The sequence below is a fragment of the Nocardioides maradonensis genome, assembly GCF_054777115.1.
The window spans coordinates 52,807-72,517 of sequence record NZ_BAAHAZ010000023.1; the positions used below are offsets into that span (position 1 = coordinate 52,807).

Consider the following 19,711-nt stretch of genomic DNA (forward strand, 5'->3'; position numbering starts at 1 on the left):
TCCCGATGGATGTCGTGGTTTGGCAAGGCAACACTAACTTAGGCAAGCCTATCCGATCCAGCCGGGGTTCCCCGGGGTCGATCCCAGGGTCGATCCCAGGGTCACGCCGGAGGTACGCCGACGGGTCGGCGCAGCAGACTCCGGGACATGATCGAGATCCAGTCACTGACGAAGCGCTACCGCGACTTCACCGCCGTCGACGACGTGACCTTCACGGCCCGGCCGGGCCGGGTCACCGGCTTCCTGGGCCCGAACGGCGCCGGGAAGTCCACGTCCATGCGGGTCATGGTCGGCCTCACCCCGCCGACCTCGGGCACCGCCACCATCCTGGGCCGCAGCTTCACCGAGCTGCCCAACCCGGGCCGCGAGGTCGGCGTGCTGCTCGACGCGTCGGCGCAGCACGCCGGCCGCACCGGCCGGGAGATCCTCACCATCGCGGCCCGGACGATGGGGCTGCCGCGGACCCGCGTCGACGAGATGCTCGAGCGGGTGAGCCTGTCCGACCACGAGGCGGGCCGTCGGGTGCGCAATTACTCCCTCGGCATGCGGCAGCGGCTCGGCATCGCGGCCGCCCTCCTCGGCGATCCCGAGGTCCTCATCCTCGACGAGCCCGCCAACGGGCTGGACCCGGCCGGCATCCGCTGGATGCGCGACCTGCTGCGCGGCTTCGCCGACCAGGGCGGCACCGTGCTCCTCTCCAGCCACCTGCTGCACGAGATCGAGGTCATCGCCGACGACATCGTCGTGATCGGCCACGGCCGGATCGTCGCGGAAGGGACCAAGGACGAGCTGCTCGCCGCGGGCGGCACGCTGGTGCGCGCCGCCGACCAGGCCGCGCTCGTGGCCGCGCTGCAGACCGCCGGCGTGAAGGCACGGCCCGGTGCTGCCGGCGTCGTGCTCGCCGAGGGCGAGCTGGCTGCGGTCGGGCGCGCCGCGTTCGAGGCGGGCATCGCCCTGACCGAGCTCCGGGCGGCCGACGGTGCCGGCCTGGAGGAGATGTTCCTGTCGCTCACGGCCGAGACCCAGCGCGACACCCTGACCAACCAGTCCAGCCCCAGCGAAGGAGCGGCGGCATGAGCACCACCACGATCACCCCCGAGGCGGCGGCCCCCGCCGTCGTACGCGAGGAGCGGGCGGTGCCCGCCCCCATCCCCTTCAACCGTCTGCTCGAGGTCGAGTGGCGCAAGATGTTCGACACCCGTTCGGGCTTCTGGCTGCTGGCCGGCGTCGGGATCCTCTCCCTCATCGCCACCGGCGCGACCATGCTGTTCGGCAACCGCGCGACGCTCAGCTACGGCGACTTCGCCCAGGCCGTCGGCATCCCGACGACTGTCATCCTGCCGGTGCTCGGCGCGCTGTCGGTCTCCAGCGAGTGGGGCCAGCGCACCGCGCTCACCACTTTCACGCTGGTGCCGAGCCGGGCCCGGATCATCGCCGCGAAGCTGCTCGTGGTCGTCGCGGTCGGCATCGTCTCGGTCGTCGTGGCCCTCGCCGCGGGCGCCCTGGGCAACCTGCTCAACGCCGGCATCGCGGGCGTCACCCCGACCTGGGACATCCAGACCGGCGTGCTCGCGCAGATCGTCCTCGCCGACCAGATCGGCATGCTGATGGGCTTCATGCTCGGCGTGCTGTTCCGCAACTCCCCCGGCGCCGTCGTCGGCTACTTCGTCTACGCCCTGGTCCTGCCGGGCGTCTCCGAGGCGCTCGCGTCGGCCCAGCCGTGGTGGCGCGACCACGCCGCCTGGTTCGACCTCCGCTCCGCCACCATCCCGCTGTACGACGCCGGCGTGACCGGCCAGCAGTGGGCCCAGCTCGCGGTCTCGGCCGTCATCTGGCTGGTCGTCCCGCTGGCGCTCGGTCTGCGGATGCTGATGCGCTCCGAGGTCAAGTAGCCGAGACCCGGGTTGGTCACCGCCGAGACCCGGGTTTGTCACCGCCGAGAACCGCCTCTCGCATGCGACAGAGGCGGTTCTCGGGCGCGACAAACCCGGGTCTCGGCAATAGCCTTCGATCATGGGTGCGCCGGTGCGCGGCGCGGTCCTGGCGACCGTGGTCCTCCTGGCCCTCGCGGCGGTGTTCGCGGGTGGGTCCGACGGGCTGCGTCCGCTGGCCGGGATCCACCTGACGCTGCACCACGACCGGCCGTCGAGCACCGCGGGGAAGGTCCAGCAGCCACCCGCCCGCGAGCACGTCGACCGGCAGGCACCGGCGTCCGCACACCACGGCTCGGGCGCGAGCCACGGGGTGGGCGCCGCCTTCCGCTGGCTGTTCCTGCTCCTGCTCGCCCTGTGCTGCGCGGCCGCGCTCGTCGCCACCCTCCGCTTCCGTCTCGTACGCCGCCGGGCGCGCCACCCGATCCGCCCCTCCCCCCTCGCGCCCGCGGGCACCGAGCCCGGCCTCGAACCCGAGGAGCTCGACGCGGCCCTGGAGCAGGACCTGGCCGAGCTCGACGAGGGCGGGTCGGTGCGCAACGCGGTCGTCGCGGCGTGGGTCCGGCTCGAGGAGCACGCCGCCCGTGCCGGGGTGGCGCGGCACCCCGAGGACACCCCCACCGAGTTCGTCGCCCGCGCCCTGGCCGCCGAGCTCGACCCGGACGCCCTGGCCGAGCTCGCCGATCTCTACCGCGAGGCGCGCTTCTCCCGGCACCCGATCGGCGAGGCCCAGCGGGACGCGGCCCGCGACTGCCTGGCCCGGCTCACCCGGCGGCGTACGGCGGTGACGGGGTGATCGTCCTGTGGCTGTGCCTGCTCGTCGCGGCCGGCGCCCTCGCGCGGTACGGCGCCCGGCTGTCCGCCCAGGCCGCGCCCCTGACCTGGCCGACCGAGGCGCCGCTGAACGCCCACGACAACCGCTCCCACGACCCGCGCCTCGCCCGGCTCACCCGCCTGCTGCGGGCGGGCCCGACCTCCGAGGCCCACGCCGAGCTGCGCGACGCGACCGACGCGCTGCTCGCGGGCGGACGCGCCCACCTGTCCCCCGAGGTGCTCCGCTTCCTCGAGCAGCCGCCCATCGCCGACCCGGAGCGCTACCGCCGCGAGCTGGTGAAGGTGCTGGACCGCATCGAGTCCGGGCTGGGCGCGCCATGACGCGCATGGCCCCGGCCGAGGCGGCGGCGACCGCAGCGAAGGTGCTCGACGCGGTGGAGACCGCCGTCGTCGGCAAGCGCGCACCGCTCGCGCTGGTCTGGGCGGGCATCCTGGCCGGCGGTCACGTGCTGCTCGAGGACTTCCCCGGGCTCGGCAAGACGCTCGCCGCGCGCACCTTCGCTCAGGCGCTCGGCCTCGACTTCGCGCGTGCCCAGTTCACGCCCGACCTGCTCCCCAGCGACCTCACCGGCTCGTTCATCTACAACCAGCGCGAGGCGGAGTTCGACTTCCGTCCCGGCCCGCTGTTCACCGGACTGCTGCTGGCCGACGAGATCAACCGGACACCGCCGAAGACCCAGGCCGCGCTGCTGGAGGCGATGCAGGAGCGCCAGGTCAGCGTCGAGGGCCGGACCTTCCCGCTGCCGGAGCCGTTCCACGTGCTCGCGACCGCGAATCCCATCGAGTACGAGGGCACGTTCCCGCTGCCCGAGGCCCAGCTCGACCGGTTCCTGCTGCGGGTGCGCTTCGGCTACCCGGACAGGGACGAGGAGTGGGAGGTGCTGCGGCGGCGTACCGAGCGGCGTACGGAGGCGCAGCAGGTGGCGGCCGTGACCACCCGGGACGGCCTGCTCGAGCTGCAGGCCGCGGTCGAGGACGTCACCGTCGACCCGAGCGTCGGCCGCTACTGCGTCGACCTCGCAGCGGCGACCCGCACCCACCCGGACACACTGGTCGGTGCCTCTCCCCGCGGCGCGCTCGCGCTGCTGCTGGGCGCCCGGGCCGTCGCGCTGATCGGTGGGCGCGACTTCGTGACGCCCGAGGACGTGAAGGCGGTGGCCACGGCCGCCCTCGCGCACCGGCTGACGATCCGGCCCGAGCTGTGGCTGAGCGACGTCACCGGCGAGACCGTCGTGACGTCGGTGCTGGCGCAGGTGCCCACACCTCCCCCACGGGAGCGCTAGCCGATGGCCTGGCGGGCGACGCACGCGCAGGTCCGGGCGACCGTCGCCGGTGCCGCGATCGCGCTCGCCGGGGTGGCATCGGGGCGGCCGGAGCTGGTCGTGATCGCGGCCCCGCTCGTCGTCGCCGCGGTCGCGGCGGGCTCGTCACGCCCCCGCCAGGACCCCGCGGTGGACGCGACGACAGGTGCGGCCACCGTGCACGAGGACGAACCGGTCGCGTGGACGGCGACCGTCGGCCCGCTGCCCGCGGGAGCGCTCGTGACCGGGGTCCACCCGCCGCAGCGGTTCCTCGAGGTCGAGCCGCCGGACGGCCGGATGATCGGTGCGTACGCCGACGGGTCGGCCGTCCTCGAGCTCGGCCTGACCGCGCACCGGTGGGGGCGACGTACCCTCGGCGACCCGGTGGTGACCGCCCACGACCGCTGGCTGGCCTGGCGGACGGAGCCGGTCACCGTGCCGGGGCTGCGGCTGGTCGTGCTCCCCCGGCCGCAGCGGGCGACCGGCCGCGCCCCGGCACCGCACCCGCAGGGGCATGTCGGCATGGAGCGCGCCAGCCGGGTGGGCGACGGCTCCGAGCTCGCCAAGGTGCGTCGGTTCGTGCCCGGCGACCGGCTGCGCCGGGTCAACTGGCGGGTGTCGGCGCGCTCCGGGCAGCTGCACGTGACCGCCACCCACGCCGATGCCGACGCCCGGGTGGTCCTCATGGTCGACGCGCTCAACGACATCGGCGAGAGCCACGGCGACAGCGGTACGCCGAGCAGCATGGACATCACCGTGCGCGCCGCCGCGACGCTCGCGGGGCACTACCTGCGCCGCGGGGATCGGGTCGGCCTGCGGGTGTTCGGTGCCTGGCAGCTGACCCGGGTGCCGGCCCGAGCCGGGCAGGTCCAGCTCCGCCGGATCCTCGACGCGCTGGCGCTCGTCGAGCCGGGCACCGCGCGCGGCACCTCCGCCTCCGCGGCGCAGCACGGGCTCGGCGCGGGCGCGCTGGTCATGCTGCTCTCGCCGCTCGTCGAGCCGGTGGCCACCCATCAGGTCGCCCGCCTGCACCGCGCGGGACACGACGTGGTCGTCGTCGACACGCTGCCCGCGGACCTCCCGACCTCGGGCACCGATCCCGCCGCGCTGGCCCTGCGGATCCGCCTCATCGAACGCGGCGTCGAGCTCGACCGGCTGCGCTCGCTCGGCATCCCGGTCACCGCGTGGACGGGCCCGCACAGCCTGGACCAGGTGCTGCTCGAGCTCGCGCACCGCTCCCGCGCGCCACGGCTGGTCGTGCCGTGACCGGGCTCCGCCTCGCCGTGCGGGTACGCCGTCACGACGTGCTCGTCATCGGCCCGACCACGCTCGTCACCGAGGCGGTGCTGCTGGGGTCGGTGGTCGTGATGGCGCTCGCGCTACGGGCCGCCGCACCCGGGCAGCGGCTGTGGCCGAGCGTGGTCTTCGTGGTCCTGGCCGCCGCGGCCGCGGTCGTGCCGGACTCGTCGGCCGGACTCCTCGCCCTCTGCTGGTACGCCGGCGCCGGGGCCGTCCTCGTCCCCGAGACCGGCGCCTCCCTGGCCTGCGCGGTGCCGGCGGGCATCGCCGCCCTCGCCTTCCATGCCGCTCTCGCGGTCGTCGCCGCCCTCCCGCCGGGTGGCGAGGTGGATGCGCGGGCCGCGGTCGGGCTGGCGGGCCGGTTCGGCCTGGCCGCCCTCACCGCGGTCCTGGTCGCGCTGCCGGTCCCCCTCAGCCACGGAGCCCTGCTCCCCGACTCGGTGGCCGGCGTCCTGCTCCTGCTGCTGGCCCTGGTCCCGCGGCTCGCCCTCGGCCAGGACGAGCCCAGCCCGCCGAACGACTAGGCCGGGAGGCTTCTTTCGGCGGGCCCGGAGGCTTCTTTCGCGTCAGATGGCGCAGCCGTCGGGGCCGCAGGCGCCCTCGGCCGACGAGTCCCCGACGATCTCGAGGCCCGGGTGGGCGTCGGACCAGGCCCGTTCGAGGACCTGCGTGAACGCCTCGGCCGGCTGGGCGCCGGAGACGCCGTACCGGTTGGCGACGACGTAGAACGGGACACCGGTGGCGCCGTACGCCGCGGCCTGCTGCTGGTCGGCGTACACCTCGTCGAGGAACTCGGTGCTGCCCAGCACCTCGGTGACCCGGCCCGCGTCGAGCCCGGCGTCGGCCGCGATCTTCGCGAGGACGTCATGGTCGGCGACATTCGCCGCGTCGATGAAGTACGCCGCCAACAGCCGCTCCTTGAGCTCACCCTGCAGCTGCGGACCGCCGAGCGACAGCGCCAGGTGCAGGAGCCGGTGGGCATCGACGGTGCCGACGCGCTGCGAGCTGTGGTGGCGCCAGACCATGCCCTCCTCGGCAGCCACGGCCTCGACCCGGTCGATCATGTCGCGGCCGGCGGCCTCGCCGCCGCCGTACTTGCGTCCCAGGGCCTGGGCCACGGTCTCGACCGGGACGGTGGGTGCACCGGGGTCGAGCTGGAAGGAGTGCCAGACGATCTCGACGTCGTCGGCGTGGGGGAAGTCCGCGAGCGCCTTCTCCAGGCGTCGCTTGCCGATGTAGCACCAGGGACAGACCACGTCGGACCAGATGTCGATACGCATACCGGCAAAAACCGAAGGGCCCGCCGGGACATTCCCGACGGGCCCTGAGAGGTACGACGCACTACCGAGCGGCAGAGCCTTCGGTGTAGTCGGCGTCCTGCTGCTTCCACGCGAAGTGGGCGCGGAGGGCCTGGCCGGTCTTCTCGATCGGGTGGGCGGCCTCCTGCTCGCGCAGCTCGAGGAACTCCTTGCCGCCGTTGTCCTGGTCGGCGATGAAGCGCTTGGCGAACGCACCGGACTGGATGTCGTCCAGGATCGCCTTCATCGACGCCTTGACCTCGGGGGTCACGACGCGCGGGCCGGAGACGTAGTCGCCGTACTCAGCGGTGTCAGACACCGACCAGCGCTGCTTGGCGATGCCGCCCTCCCACATCAGGTCGACGATGAGCTTGAGCTCGTGGAGGACCTCGAAGTAGGCGATCTCCGGCTGGTAGCCGGCCTCGGTCAGGGTCTCGAAACCGGCCTGGACCAGGTGCGAGACGCCACCGCAGAGGACGGCCTGCTCACCGAACAGGTCGGTCTCGGTCTCCTCGGTGAAGGTGGTCTTGATGACGCCGGCGCGGGTGCCGCCGATGCCCTTGGCGTAGGACTTCGCGAGCTCCCAGGCCTGGCCGGACGCGTCCTGCTCGACGGCGATGATGTCCGGGATGCCGCGGCCGGCGACGTACTCACGACGCACCGTGTGGCCCGGGGCCTTCGGGGCGACCATGATCACGTCGACACCCTCGGGCGGCTGGATGTAGCCGAAGCGGATGTTGAAGCCGTGGCCGAAGACCAGGGTGTCGCCGGCGGCGAGGTGCGGCGCGATCTCCTCGGCGTAGATGGTGCGCTGGAACTGGTCGGGCGCGAGGATGACGATGACGTCCGCCTCCTCGACCGCCTCGGCGACGGGCAGGACCTTGAGGCCCTCCTCCTCCGCCTTCGCGATGCTCTTGGAGCCCGGGCGCAGGCCGACGCGGACGTCGACACCGGAGTCGCGCAGGTTCAGCGCGTGGGCGTGGCCCTGGCTGCCGTAGCCGATGACCGCGACGTGCTTGCCCTGGATCAGGCTCAGGTCGGCGTCGTCGTCGTAGTAGATCTCAGCCACTGGGGCTTCTCCTTCTGATTGTTTTTTCGTTGATCGAGTGGTTCAGGAAGCTGCGGGAGGAACGGGTACGCCGACCGGCTTGCTGCGCTCGGAGATCGACCGCGAGCCGCGGCCGATGGCGACCATGCCGCTCTGGACGAGCTCACGGATGCCGAACGGCTCCAGCACGCGCAGGAAGTCGGCGATCTTGCCGGCGTTGCCGACGATCTGGATGGTGACGGCGTCGGCGGCGACGTCGATGACCTTCGCCCGGAACAGCTGCACGATGTCGAGGATCTCGCTGCGGCTGTCGGTGGTCGCGCCGACCTTGACCATGACCAGCTCGCGCGTGACCGAGGAGTCGTGCTCGAGCTCGACGATCTTGATGACCTCGACGAGCTTGTTGAGCTGCTTGGTCACCTGCTCGAGCGGCGAGCCCTCGACGTTGACGACGATGGTCATCCGCGAGATGCCGTCGTTCTCGGTCGGGCCGACAGCGAGCGACTCGATGTTGAACCCGCGGCGGCTGAACAGGGCCGCGATCCGGGTCAGGACGCCGGGCTGGTCCTCGACGAGGACGGACAGGGTGTGCTTGGCCATCTGGATATCCCCTACAGGTCGTCCTGGTCGAACTTCGGTGCGAGGTCGCGCGCGTACTGGATGGCGTCGTTGCTGGCGCCACCCGCGATCATCGGCCACACCATGGCGTCCTTGTGGACCCGGAAGTCCACGACCACCGGCACGTCGTTGATCTCCATGGCCTTCTGGATCGTCGCGTCGACGTCGTCGGCGCTCTCGCACGACAGGCCCACGCAGCCGTAGGCCTCCGCGAGCTTCGGGAAGTCCGGGATGCGCGCCGGGCGCGTGTGCTTCTGCAGGTCGGTGTTGGAGTAGCGCTCGTTGTAGAACAGCGTCTGCCACTGCCGGACCATGCCGAGGTTGTCGTTGTTGATGACGGCGACCTTGATCGGGATGTCGTTGATCGCGCAGGTGGCGAGCTCCTGGTTGGTCATCTGGAAGCAGCCGTCGCCGTCGATGGACCACACCGTGCTGTCGGGGCAGGCGACCTTCGCGCCCATGGCGGCGGGCACGGAGTAGCCCATGGTGCCGGCGCCACCGGAGTTCAGCCAGGTGTTGGGGTTCTCGTAGCCGATGAACTGGGCGGCCCACATCTGGTGCTGGCCCACGCCGGCCGCGAAGATCGTGTCCGGGCCGGAGATCGCGCCGAGCCGCTCGATGACGTACTGCGGCGCCAGGCCGGTCTCCGGGGTGTCGTAGCCCAGCGGGTAGCGCTTCTTGATGCCCGCGCAGAACTCGACCCAACCCTCGTAGTCGCCCTGGGTGCCCTCGGTCCGCAGCAGCACCAGCAGGTCGGTGAGGACCTCCTTGATGTCGCCCACGATCGGGACGTCGGCGAACCGGTTCTTGCCGATCTCGGCCGGGTCGATGTCGGCGTGGATGACCAGCGCGCCAGGGGCGAAGCTGGACAGGTCGCCGGTGACGCGGTCGTCGAAGCGCGCACCCAGGCTGATGATCAGGTCGCTCTTCTGCAGCGCGGCCACCGCGGCGACCGTGCCGTGCATGCCGGGCATGCCGAGGTGCTGCGGGTGGCTGTCCGGGAACGCGCCGCGGGCCATCAGCGTGGTGACCACCGGGATGCCGGTGAGCTCGGCGAGCTCACGCAGCTCGCGGTGGGCGCGCGAGCGGATCGTGCCGCCGCCGACGTACAGGACCGGCTTGCGCGCGGCCGCGATCAGGCGGGCGGCCTCGCGGATCTGCTTGGCGTGCGGGCGGGTCACCGGGCGGTAGCCGGGGAGCACGATCTCCGACGGCCACTGGAAGGTGGTCGACGCGGTCAGCGCCGACTTGGCGACGTCGACGAGCACCGGACCGGGGCGGCCGGTGGAGGCGAGGTGGAACGCCTCGGCGATCCGCACCGGGATCTCGTCGGCGTCGGTGACGAGGAAGTTGTGCTTGGTGATCGGCATGGTGATGCCGCGGATGTCCGCCTCCTGGAAGGCGTCGGTGCCGATCAGCGACTCGGCCACCTGGCCGGTCAGCGCGACCATCGGCACCGAGTCCATGTAGGCGTCGGCGATCGGGGTGACCAGGTTGGTCGCACCGGGGCCGGAGGTCGCCATGCACACGCCGACGCGACCGCTGGCCGAGGCGTAGCCCTCGGCGGCGTGGCCCGCGCCCTGCTCGTGGCGCACCAGGATGTGGCGGATCGAGGAGTCCATCAGCGGGTCGTACGCCGGGAGGATCGCGCCGCCCGGGATGCCGAAGATGTCCGTGACCCCCGCCGCCTCGAGCGACCGGACCAGGCTCTGTGCTCCGGTGATCGTGCCGCCCGAGCCCTGCTGCTCGCTCATCGCATGTTTCCTTCGGTGTCGTGGATCGTCGTACTCAACAAAAAACCCCTCGGTTGCGAGGCAACGAGGGGTGGACGCACTGACTGGGGATCAGTCGGCGCGTCCGCTGCGTACGAGAAGCTGCTCATGCATGGATCCAGCGTACGCGGTCGTACGTCGTCGCGTCGAACAGTCTCCCATGCCGTCCCAAGGAGCAAGACGCGAGTCTCACCCTTCGTCAGTGCACACCGGCTGGCAGAGTGGCCGCGTGAGCGGTACGACGTGGCGCGCCCCGGGGCGGGTCAACCTGATCGGCGAGCACACCGACTACAACGGCGGGCTCGCGCTGCCGTTCGCGATCGGGCTGGGCTGCACCGCCCGGGTCGGCCCGTCGGCGAGGTACGCCGTGAGCTCGGCGCAGCAGCCCTCCCCCGTGCCGCTCGACGACATCGCCGACCTGCCGCACGCCGACGTGCCGACGTGGGTCCGCTACGCCCTGGGCCCGCTGTGGGTGCTGCGCGACCGCGGGCACGACGTCCCTCCCCTCGAGGTGAGCATCGACAGCGACGTACCGTCCGGCTCGGGGTTGTCGTCGTCGGCCGCCGTCGTCTGCTCGGTCACGGCCGCCGTGGCCGACCACCTCGGGCTGTCGCTCCCGCTCGCGGAGCTCGTCGCGGTCGCGCGCGCCGCCGAGAACGACGTGGTCGGCGCCCCCACCGGCGGGCTCGACCAGATGGCCTCGCTGGGCTGCCGTGAGGACCACGCCCTGCTCATCGACTTCGCGACGATGCGGACCGAGCAGGTGCCGCTCGCCCTCGCCGACGCCGGCCTGACGGTCCTGGTGCTGGACACGATGGTCCGGCACAGCCACGCGGACGGTGAGTACGCCGCCCGGCGGGCCGGCTGCGCGGCCGGCGTCCCGGCGTACCTGCGCCACGTGCGGACCGAGAACCAGCGGGTGCGCGACGTCGTCGACCTGCTCCGTGCTGGGCGACCGGACGAGATCGGGCCGCTGCTGTCCGCCTCGCACGCCTCGCTGCGCGACGACTACGAGGTGACCACGCCCGAGCTCGACCTCGCCGCCGCGACGCTCGAGGCCGCCGGCGCGCTGGGGGCGCGGATGACCGGCGGCGGCTTCGGCGGCTGTGTCATCGGCCTGGTCGCCGCCTCACGGGCCGATGCCTGTGGGCGGGCCGTGGCGGCCGCCTTCGAGGCGCGGGGCTGGGCGGCGCCGCGCTGGTTCACGACCGGGGCGGGGCCGGGGGCGCGTCGTACCTGACCAACGCGTTGGGTTTCAGCCGAAAACCCAACGCGTTGGTCAGATACGACGGGACAGGGGTGAGCGCTGGCGCCCGTCCGCGTCGAAGTTGGCCGGGTCGAGCCAGGTCTCGTGGCGCTCCCGGATCGCGGGCCACTCGGCGTCCGTGATCGAGAACCAGTCGGTGTCGCGGTTGCGGCCCTGGACGACCAGGTGGTTGCGGAACCGGCCCTCGTAGGTGAAGCCGTAGCGGGCGGCGGCACGCCGCGACGGCTCGTTGAGGCTGTCGCACTTCCACTCGAAGCGCCGGTAGCCGAGGTCGTCGAAGGCGTGCCGGATGAGCAGGTGGATCGCCTCGGTGGCCGCGCGGGTCCGCTGGAGGCCCCTGCCGAGCAGCACTCCCCCGACCTCGACCTGTCCGTGGTCCGGCTCGATCCGCAGGTACGACGCGATGCCGGTGCCGCGCCCCGCCCGCTCGCCCTCGGTCGGGACGAACGCGAACGTCACCATGTCGTCGCGCTCCACCTGTCCCGCGAGGTGCATCCAGAGGTCGGGCAGGGACGTCGGCCGCGGGATCGGCCGGTAGGTCCAGAGGTCTCCGTCGTCGGCGCCGCACGTGGCCGCGAAGAGGTCGGAGTAGTGCGCCGAGGTCAGCGGCACGACGCGGACGTAGCGCCCCTCGAGGACCTTCGGCTCCGGTCGCTCGCGCGGCTCCCAGCCCTCGACGACCTCGCCGACCTGCTGGCCGAACGCGTTGACCTCGCTCACGAGGGCGAGGCTAGCGGCCGGGCGGGCCGGATGCGTCCGGCCCAGCCGATGGCCAGGCCGACGGCGACACCGATGAGCGTCTCCAGCCCGCGGTCAGTGAGCAGCTCGCGGACCGGGATGGGCGCGGCGAGGTGGACCATGAGCAGCGCGAGCGGGGTGATGAACAGCAGCGCTGCGGCGTAGTGGCGGCCCACCACCAGCTCGGTGAGCGCTTGGAGCGCGCCGACCAGCAGGATCGTGGTGAGCACCGGGAGGTCGAGCTCCAGCAGCGCCCACGCCACGACCAGTCCCCCGGCGGTGCCCATGACGCGGTGGGTGCCGCGGACGACCTGCGTGGCGAAGTCGGGTGCGACGAGGGGCACCACCGCCGACACCATCGCCCAGTACGGCCGGCCGATCCCCGCACCGGTCGCGATCGAGCCGGCGATCGCGACGCCGAGGCCCGACATCCACGCCTGCCGGACCCAGCGCCCCCGGGCGCCGCCGATCGCGGGGCCGGCCGGCGTGACGGCGGCGGAACGCCGCACCCTCCGCACGAGCGCCCCCACGTTGCCGACCACGACCGCGAAGGCAGCCGCCGACGCGGCCACCGCGGCCGCCTCCTCCACCTGCCGCCACGTGCCCGGGACCGACGCGACCGCGGCGAAGCCGAACAGGCAGAACAGCGAGCCGGGCGGGTGCCAGCCCTGGGTGCCCGAGATCCAGGTGACCGCGGTGGCCAGCAGCGCAGCGATCGGGACCGCCAGCCACGCGCGGTGGGGCGAGACCGCGACAGTCGCGCCGAGGCTGACGGCCAGGACGAGCGAGAGGCCGGCGACCGCCTGCAACCGCACCCGCGGCAGGTCGACCCGCTCGCGGCCGTACAGCGCGGTGAACGCGCCGAAGGTGGCGTAGAGCGACCAGCGCGGTTGGTCGGCGACGTAGACGACGAGCAGCGGCACCAGGACCGAGATCGCGGCCCGGGCGGCGATCCGGTGCGAGCCGGTCACCCGGTTGACGACGAACAGGCGCCGCCAGCCGGTGGTCGCCTCAGGCATCCGCGGGGTCGGGGTCGGCGTCACCGTCGAAGTCGTACGCCGGCAGGCCGTCCAGGCTCGTCCGGTTCTTCAGGCGCCGGTAGTCGGCGGAGCCCTCGGGTCCCTTGCGCTCGAAGTACGCCGGCAGCAGGTCCCGCTCCCCGGCGTACTCCATCAGCGGGACGCCGTACCCGCAGGCGTCGGAGATCCGCTCGATGTCGACGACGATCACCGCGCGGGCGCCCGGCAGGTCCGTGAAGCGGCCGGCCAGCTCGGCGTACCTCTCGTCGGTGAGCGGGACGACGGTGCCGCTGCCGTGGAAACGCACCACGTTGGGAGGTCCCTCGAAGGCGCAGAACATCACGGTGACCCGGCCGTTCTCCCGCAGGTGCGCGATCGTCTCGCTGCCGCTGCCGGTGCCGTCGAGCCAGGCGAAGGTGTGCTCGTCGAGCATGCCGAACGTGCCGGGGATGCCGCGCGGCGAGAGGTTGAGGTGGCCGTCGGCGGCGAGCGGCGCCGTGCCGACGAAGAAGACCTGCTGTCCCTCGACGAACTCCCGGAGCCGACCGTCGACCTTCTCGTGCACCTTGGCCATGGAGGCATCCTCCCATCCGCGCGCGCCGTCAGGCCGGGCGCGTCGCGCGTGCCCAGCGGATGACCAGCACCGCCTCGACGGGCTCGTCCCCGAGCGCCCGGTAGACGTGCCGACCGCGTGCCTCCCACTCCGCGAGCTCTCCCTCCCCGACCTCCACCTGGCGCCGGACCGGGCCGACGCTCGCGCGCCCGGTGGTGACGAGGAGCTGCTCGACCACGCCGCGACCGTGGCCATCGGAGAGGTGCTCCGCGCCGGCGTCGAGGTGGAGCCGGAAGGTCTCGACCGTCACGCCGTCGGCACGGTGCTCGGTGTCCAGCAGCCGCGCGCCGATGCCGGGCGACGTCACGTGGGTGCCCGGTCGCTCGGCGAGCAGGGTGGACAGCGGGACGTCGAGCGCCCGTGCGAGCGCGTAGAGCGTGGCGAGCGTGGGGTTGCGTCCGCCGTTCTCGATCTCGGAGAGCGAGCCCTTCCCGATGCCGGCCCGGGCCGCGAGTGCGCCCAGGGCGATGCCGCGCTCGCGGCGGGCGGCGCGGACCCGCCCACCGATGAGCATCGCCGGGTCGTCGGACATGGGGTCGAGCCTAGAGCAGGGTTCTGGAAACAGAACCGCATGACCTAAGGTTCTGTTCATGGAACACCGTGCGACGACGACGATCGCCGGGATCACGCTGGCGCTCGTCGGCTTCACCAGCTCGTTCGCCGTCGTGCTGGCTGGCCTCCGCGGCGTCGGGGCGACGCCGACCGAGGCAGCCTCCGGCCTGGTCGTGCTCTGCGTGACGATGGGCCTCGGCACGATCCTGCTCAGCCGCCGCTACCGCATCCCGGTCACCCTCGCCTGGTCGACGCCGGGTGCCGCGCTGCTGGCGACGACCGGCGCGGTGGGCGGCGGCTGGCCCGCCGCTGTCGGCGCGTTCCTCGTCGTCGCCGCGCTGGTCCTTGCGACCGCGCTCTGGCCGGCGCTGGGACGCCTGATCGCCCGCATCCCCGCCGAGCTGGCGCAGGCGATGCTGGCCGGCGTCCTCCTCCCGCTGTGCCTCGCCCCGGTCACGGGGTTCGCGACGTCGCCGCTGCTCGTGGGACCGGCCGTGCTGACCTGGCTGGTCGGGCTCGTCGTGGCCCGGCGGTGGGCGGTGCCGCTCGCGTTCGCCGTCGCCCTGGCGACCGTCGTCGTGGAGGTCGTGCGGCACCACGCCCGGCTCACCGGCGTCCTTCCGGAGCCCGTCTGGACGACACCCCACCTCAGCGTGGGCGCGGTGCTCGGCCTCGCCCTGCCGCTGTTCCTCGTCACCATGGCGGCCCAGAACCTGCCGGGCGTGGCCGTGCTGGCGTCGTACGACTTCGAGGTGCCGTGGCGGGCCTCGATGGCCACCACCGGCATCGGTACGGCGCTCGGCGCGCCCTTCGGCGGCCACGCGATCAACCTCGCCGCGATCACCGCCGCCCTCGCGGCCGGCCCGGACGCCGGCCCGGACCGCACGCGCCGCTGGCGCGCCGCCGACACGGCCGGCTGGACCTACCTGGTCCTCGCGCTCGCCTCACCGCTGCTCGTCGCCCTCGTCACCGCCGCGCCCGCGGGCATCCTCGAGGCCGTGGCCGGCCTCGCGCTGCTCGGCACCCTCGGCTCCGCGGTCCGTACGGCGCTGGCCGGCGACGGCCCGCACGAGCCGGCCCTCATCACCCTGCTCGTCGCCGCCAGCGGTACGTCGTTCCTCGGGGTCGGCGCCGCCTTCTGGTCACTCGTGGCCGGGCTGGCCGTCCACGGACTGCTGTCCTACGCCCGACGCCGCTGACTCGCTACGGGACGATCGTGAAGTCGCCGCGGCCGCCGGGGAACGGACCGCCGGACCCGCCACCGAGCATCGGCTCGTCGGCGGGGTACCAGGTCGAGTCGTTCTGCATGTGGTCCCACACCTCGACCCGGACGGCTGCCGGGCCGGTCGGCAGCAGGCTGAGCTGGTCGAGGTGAGCGGCCCAGACACCGTCGAGGTTCGTCCCCGAGACACGCTTCGCCTCGTCGCACGGCTGTTCCCCGTACGGGTCACTCGCGCTCACGTAGCACAACCACACGAGCCCGACGCCCGAGCGATCGTCGCTGAGCCGGAAGGAGGCCACGGCGCCCGTCGACTGCGGGACCTCCTGGTCTTCGAGGGGGCTGCGCAGCCAGACGAGTGTCGGGCTCTGGACGTCGCCGTTCGGGTTGACGACCGTGACCGACCTCGTGCTCTGCTTCCACACCCGGTCCTGGCCGACGCGCCACAGGACGGCCACTCGATAGGTGTCGGCCGGCACCCACCGCGTGAGCATCATCCGCACCCGCCAGATGCCTGACGTCCGGTCGCCGCTCAGCTTCGTCACCGGGTGCGCGTCGGCTCCGTAGGTCGAGGTCGGCCAGCTGACGAAGCGCTTCGCACCCGCGGAGACGCCGGTCAGGCTCACCCCGATCAGCCTCAGGGATGCGCTGCCGCTGCCACCGATCCGCATGACCTCGGTGACTCCCCCGTCGGTCAGATCCACCTGCTGGTGGAAGATCCGCACCCACTGCGAGACGGTGGGAGTCGCTGCCTGCGCACGAGGGGCCGCCAGTGCCGCGCCGAGCAGGACGATCCCGAGGATCCCGATGAACAGCCTCCGCATGAGCGGAGGCTACTCGTCAGGCTCGCGGTCCGCCGATCATTCGGGCACGCGGCGGTAGGCGCCGTCCGACGCCGCCGTCGCCATCGAGGCGTAGGCGCGCAGGGCGGCGCTGACCGGGCGGTCGCGGTCGAGCGGCGTGTAGGGCTTGTCGCGCTTCTCCTGCGCGGCCCGGCGCTCGGCGAGGACGATCTCGTCGACGTCGAGGCTGATCGTACGGTTCGGGATGTCGATGGAGATCGTGTCGCCGTCCTCGATCAGCGCGATCAGGCCTCCGCCGGCGGCCTCCGGGGAGACGTGGCCGATGGACAGGCCCGACGTACCTCCGGAGAAGCGGCCGTCGGTGATCAGCGCGCACTTCTGGCCGAGGCCGCGCCCCTTGAGGAAGGAGGTCGGGTAGAGCATCTCCTGCATGCCCGGGCCGCCCTTGGGGCCCTCGTACCGGATGACCACGACGTGGCCCTCCTGCACGGTCTTGTCGAGGATCCCCGCGACGGCGTCGTCCTGGGACTCGAAGACGATCGCCGTCCCGGTGAACGTCCAGATCTCCTCGGGCACGCCGGCGGTCTTCACGACGCAGCCGTCCTCGGCGAGGTTGCCGTGCAGGATGGCCAGGCCGCCGTCCTTGGAGTAGGCGTGCTCGAGGTCGCGGATGCAGCCCTCGGCGGCGTCGGTGTCGAGCGTCGCCCAGCGGTTCTCCGTGGAGAACGCCTCGGTCGTGCGCACCCCACCGGGCGCGGCGTGGAACAGCTCCAGCGCCTCCGGGCTCGGGTTCTCGCCGCGGATGTCCCAGCGGCCCAGCCACTCCTCGACGTTCGCGGAGTGGACGGTGTGGACGTCCTCGTTGAGGGCGCCGCCACGACGCAGCTCACCGAGCAGCGCGGGGATGCCGCCGGCCCGGTGGACGTCCTCCATGTGGTACTTCGGGCTGTTCGGCGCGACCTTGCTCAGGCACGGCACCCGGCGCGAGATCGCGTCGATGTCGTGCACGGTGAAGTCGAGCTCGGCCTCGCGGGCTGCGGCGAGCAGGTGCAGGACCGTGTTCGTCGAGCCGCCCATCGCGACGTCGAGCGCGACGGCGTTCTCGAACGCGGCGCGGCTCGCGATGGCACGCGGCAGGACGCTCTCGTCGTCGTCCTCGTAGTAGCGCTTGCACAGGTCCACGATGAGCCGGCCGGCCTCGATGAAGAGGTCCTTGCGGGCGGCGTGCGTGGCCAGGGTCGAGCCGTTGCCCGGCAGCGACAGCCCGATCGCCTCGGTCAGGCAGTTCATCGAGTTGGCCGTGAACATGCCGGAGCACGAGCCGCAGGTCGGGCAGGCGGAGCGCTCGATCGTGTCGAGCAGCTCGTCGCTCACCGCGTCGTTGGCCGACAGCGACATCGCGTCGACCAGGTCGAGCTTCTCGTGCACCAGGCCGTCGATGGCGACGGTCTTGCCGGCCTCCATCGGGCCGCCGGACACGAAGACGACGGGGATGTTGAGCCGCAGCGCCGCGAGCAGCATGCCGGGGGTGATCTTGTCGCAGTTGGAGATGCAGACCAGCGCGTCCGCGCAGTGCGCCTGGACCATGTACTCCACGGCGTCCGCGATCAGCTCACGGCTCGGCAGGCTGTAGAGCATGCCGCCGTGGCCCATCGCGATGCCGTCGTCGACCGCGATCGTGTTGAACTCCTTGGCGTTCGCGCCGGCGGCCTTGACCGAGTCGGCGACGAGCTTGCCCATGTTGCGCAGGTGCACGTGGCCCGGCACGAACTCGGTGAAGGAGTTCGCGATCGCGACGATGGGCTTGCCGAAGTCCGAGTCCGTCATGCCGGTGGCGCGCCAGAGCGCGCGGGCACCGGCCATGTTGCGGCCGGACGTGGAGGTTGCGGAACGAAGTTGCGGCATGGGTCAAGGATAGGCGCCGCCCGTACGCCGCTCCGCCCCGATCTCAGCCCTGCTGGTCCTCCCGCTCCGCGACGGCCTTGAGGCTCGCGAGGCCCCTGTCGAAGTCCTTGCCGATCGCCTTGTCGAGGAACAGCCGGCCCATCAGCGCGAACACCGGGTTCCGGTTGCCGCCCATGGTCCAGGTGACCCGCGTGCCGCCCTCGACCGGCACGAGCTCGAACGAGACCTCGTTCTCGGCCTTGAACGGCTTCAGGAAGGACAGGTCGACGTCGATCTGCGAGGCCGAGATCGCGGTGAACGTCATCGTGCCCTCCCCCGCCTTGCTGTTGCCCTTCCAGTGGTACGTCGCCCCCACGCCCTCGCCGTCGTAGCTGCGCTGCAGCGCGGGGTCGAGGCCCTCCCACGGCGACCACTTGGTCCACTCGTGGAAGTCGGAGATCAGCGCGTGGATGGTCGTGGCCTGCGCGGCGATGACGGTCGAGCGGGAGTGGGAGAAGGACGGCATGGCGCTGACCCTAGGGTGAACGGGTGTCGACCCGCACCCATCGCCCGTCGTTCGGCGTGGCCCTGGCCCTGGTCGTCGTCGGGATCGTGTCGGTCCAGGCCGGCGCCGCGTTCGCGAAGGGTCTCTTCGACCAGGTCAGCCCGCCGGGCATGGTGTGGCTGCGGCTCGTCACGAGCACGGTGGTGCTGCTGCTCGTCGCACGTCCGCGGCTGGGCGGACGGAGCCGCCAGGACTGGCTGACGGTGCTCGGGCTGGGGGTCTGCCTGGCCACGATGAACGTGGCGATCTATGAGTCGTTCTCCCGGATCCCGCTCGGTGTCGCGGTGACGATCGAGTTCCTCGGCCCGCTGACGCTCGCGGTGGTCGGCTCGCACCGGCCCCGCGACCTGGTGTGGGCGGGGTTGGCCGGCGCGGGCGTCGTGCTGCTGGGGGCGCAGCGGGGCACGTGGGACTGGACCGGCGCCCTGCTCGCCGTGCTCGCGGGCACGGCCTGGGCGGGCTACATCGTGCTGACCGCGCGCACCGGGCGGCACTGGCAGGGCCTGGACGGCCTGGCCGTGGCGAGCCTGGTGGCCACGGTGCTGCTGACCCCGGGCCTGCTGCAGGTCCGGGACCGACTCGACGAGCCGCACATCCTGCTCACCGGCGCCGCCGTCGGCATGCTCAGCTCGGTGATCCCGTACAGCGCCGAGATGTCCGCGCTGCGGCGGATCCCGACGGCCACGATGGGCGTCCTGATGAGCCTGGAGCCGGCCGCGGCCGCCCTGACCGCCCTGCTCATCATCGGCGAGCACCTCCGCCCGGTGCAGTGGCTGGCCATCGCCTGCGTGGTGATCGCCAGCATCGGCGCCACGCGCACCACCACCGCGGCTACCGCGCCGCACGACTAGGACTTCCGAATCACGGGTCGGGGTGACAGGTCGACGTCTCTGACTGCTTGACCGCGGTTGGTCAGGCAGCAGTCTGTCGGATGCGGCGCTTTAGTTCCT

20 protein-coding genes and 1 pseudogene are annotated in these 19,711 nt (G+C 72.6%); 10 read left to right on the forward strand and 11 right to left on the reverse strand.

The window, feature by feature from the left end; all coding sequences use genetic code 11:
- The first annotated feature begins 147 nt into the window (after positions 1-147).
- The 7 genes from ACYVAQ_RS21395 (at position 148) to ACYVAQ_RS21425 (ending at position 5,889) form a co-directional block, all read left to right on the forward strand.
- Complete coding sequence (locus tag ACYVAQ_RS21395; protein ID WP_460792579.1) at positions 148-1,077, forward strand: ABC transporter ATP-binding protein; 930 nt, start codon at positions 148-150, stop codon at positions 1,075-1,077.
- On the forward strand, positions 1,074-1,892 hold the full coding sequence (locus ACYVAQ_RS21400) for an ABC transporter permease subunit (protein ID WP_460792581.1): 819 nt from the start codon (positions 1,074-1,076) through the stop codon (positions 1,890-1,892). Before ACYVAQ_RS21395 ends, ACYVAQ_RS21400 begins: the two co-directional genes overlap by 4 nt.
- A gap of 121 nt (positions 1,893-2,013) precedes the next feature.
- Positions 2,014-2,727 (forward strand): DUF4129 domain-containing protein, encoded by a 714-nt coding sequence (locus ACYVAQ_RS21405; RefSeq protein WP_460792582.1) that lies wholly within the window; start codon positions 2,014-2,016, stop codon positions 2,725-2,727.
- Positions 2,724-3,086, forward strand: a complete 363-nt coding sequence (locus ACYVAQ_RS21410; RefSeq protein ID WP_460792583.1) for a hypothetical protein — start codon at positions 2,724-2,726, stop codon at positions 3,084-3,086. Before ACYVAQ_RS21405 ends, ACYVAQ_RS21410 begins: the two co-directional genes overlap by 4 nt.
- Positions 3,083-4,048: an AAA family ATPase gene (locus ACYVAQ_RS21415; RefSeq protein WP_460792584.1), complete on the forward strand. Its 966-nt coding sequence runs from the start codon at positions 3,083-3,085 to the stop codon at positions 4,046-4,048. Before ACYVAQ_RS21410 ends, ACYVAQ_RS21415 begins: the two co-directional genes overlap by 4 nt.
- A 3-nt stretch (positions 4,049-4,051) precedes the next feature.
- Entirely contained in the window at positions 4,052-5,332 is a 1,281-nt protein-coding gene (locus tag ACYVAQ_RS21420) for a DUF58 domain-containing protein (protein ID WP_460792585.1), read from the forward strand.
- Positions 5,329-5,889, forward strand: a complete 561-nt coding sequence (locus ACYVAQ_RS21425; RefSeq protein ID WP_460792586.1) for a hypothetical protein — start codon at positions 5,329-5,331, stop codon at positions 5,887-5,889. The genes ACYVAQ_RS21420 and ACYVAQ_RS21425 overlap by 4 nt, the downstream gene beginning before the upstream one ends.
- 42 nt (positions 5,890-5,931) lie before the next feature.
- Here the strand turns inward: ACYVAQ_RS21425 and ACYVAQ_RS21430 are convergent, their stop codons facing one another.
- From ACYVAQ_RS21430 to ACYVAQ_RS21445, 4 genes and pseudogenes are all read right to left on the reverse strand, one after another.
- The gene (locus ACYVAQ_RS21430) at positions 5,932-6,645 is read right to left on the reverse strand and encodes a DsbA family oxidoreductase (protein WP_460792587.1); all 714 of its coding nucleotides are present in this window, start codon (positions 6,643-6,645) and stop codon (positions 5,932-5,934) included.
- Positions 6,646-6,706: 61 nt separating this feature from the next.
- The gene (ilvC, locus tag ACYVAQ_RS21435; RefSeq protein WP_460792588.1) at positions 6,707-7,732 is read right to left on the reverse strand and encodes a ketol-acid reductoisomerase; all 1,026 of its coding nucleotides are present in this window, start codon (positions 7,730-7,732) and stop codon (positions 6,707-6,709) included.
- A gap of 42 nt (positions 7,733-7,774) precedes the next feature.
- On the reverse strand, positions 7,775-8,311 hold the full coding sequence (gene ilvN, locus ACYVAQ_RS21440; RefSeq protein WP_460792589.1) for an acetolactate synthase small subunit: 537 nt from the start codon (positions 8,309-8,311) through the stop codon (positions 7,775-7,777).
- Positions 8,312-8,322: 11 nt separating this feature from the next.
- Positions 8,323-10,086: pseudogene (locus ACYVAQ_RS21445) on the reverse strand (acetolactate synthase large subunit); the annotation flags it as partial.
- A gap of 244 nt (positions 10,087-10,330) precedes the next feature.
- Here ACYVAQ_RS21445 and ACYVAQ_RS21450 point away from each other — a divergent pair.
- A complete protein-coding gene (locus ACYVAQ_RS21450) occupies positions 10,331-11,341 on the forward strand; it encodes a galactokinase (protein WP_460792590.1) in 1,011 nt (336 codons plus the stop codon).
- Positions 11,342-11,380: 39 nt separating this feature from the next.
- On the opposite strand, the gene ACYVAQ_RS21455 is transcribed toward ACYVAQ_RS21450, so the two are convergent.
- From ACYVAQ_RS21455 to ACYVAQ_RS21470, 4 genes are read right to left on the reverse strand one after another with little or no spacing between them, the layout of a single operon-like run.
- The gene (locus ACYVAQ_RS21455; RefSeq protein ID WP_460792591.1) at positions 11,381-12,088 is read right to left on the reverse strand and encodes a GNAT family N-acetyltransferase; all 708 of its coding nucleotides are present in this window, start codon (positions 12,086-12,088) and stop codon (positions 11,381-11,383) included.
- Complete coding sequence (locus ACYVAQ_RS21460; RefSeq protein ID WP_460792592.1) at positions 12,085-13,149, reverse strand: FUSC family protein; 1,065 nt, start codon at positions 13,147-13,149, stop codon at positions 12,085-12,087. Before ACYVAQ_RS21460 ends, ACYVAQ_RS21455 begins: the two co-directional genes overlap by 4 nt.
- Positions 13,118-13,699, reverse strand: coding sequence for a pyridoxamine 5'-phosphate oxidase family protein (locus ACYVAQ_RS21465; protein ID WP_460792593.1), 582 nt, complete (start codon positions 13,697-13,699; stop codon positions 13,118-13,120). The genes ACYVAQ_RS21460 and ACYVAQ_RS21465 overlap by 32 nt, the downstream gene beginning before the upstream one ends.
- Before the next feature lie 28 nt (positions 13,700-13,727).
- Entirely contained in the window at positions 13,728-14,270 is a 543-nt protein-coding gene (locus ACYVAQ_RS21470; protein WP_460792594.1) for a helix-turn-helix domain-containing protein, read from the reverse strand.
- A 58-nt stretch (positions 14,271-14,328) separates the two neighbouring features.
- Here ACYVAQ_RS21470 and ACYVAQ_RS21475 point away from each other — a divergent pair, with 58 nt between their 5' ends.
- Entirely contained in the window at positions 14,329-15,489 is a 1,161-nt protein-coding gene (locus ACYVAQ_RS21475) for a benzoate/H(+) symporter BenE family transporter (RefSeq protein ID WP_460792595.1), read from the forward strand.
- A gap of 4 nt (positions 15,490-15,493) precedes the next feature.
- Here ACYVAQ_RS21475 and ACYVAQ_RS21480 read toward each other — a convergent pair whose 3' ends face one another.
- The 3 genes from ACYVAQ_RS21480 to ACYVAQ_RS21490 are packed head-to-tail and all read right to left on the reverse strand — an operon-like array spanning position 15,494 to position 18,722.
- Complete coding sequence (locus ACYVAQ_RS21480) at positions 15,494-16,333, reverse strand: hypothetical protein (RefSeq protein WP_460792596.1); 840 nt, start codon at positions 16,331-16,333, stop codon at positions 15,494-15,496.
- A gap of 36 nt (positions 16,334-16,369) precedes the next feature.
- A complete protein-coding gene (gene ilvD / locus ACYVAQ_RS21485; RefSeq protein ID WP_460792598.1) occupies positions 16,370-18,217 on the reverse strand; it encodes a dihydroxy-acid dehydratase in 1,848 nt (615 codons plus the stop codon).
- 43 nt (positions 18,218-18,260) lie between these two features.
- Positions 18,261-18,722, reverse strand: coding sequence for an SRPBCC family protein (locus ACYVAQ_RS21490; RefSeq protein WP_460792600.1), 462 nt, complete (start codon positions 18,720-18,722; stop codon positions 18,261-18,263).
- 23 nt (positions 18,723-18,745) lie between these two features.
- On the opposite strand from ACYVAQ_RS21490, the gene ACYVAQ_RS21495 reads away from it, so the two are divergent.
- Positions 18,746-19,612, forward strand: a complete 867-nt coding sequence (locus ACYVAQ_RS21495) for an EamA family transporter (RefSeq protein WP_460792601.1) — start codon at positions 18,746-18,748, stop codon at positions 19,610-19,612.
- Positions 19,613-19,711 lie beyond the last annotated feature (99 nt).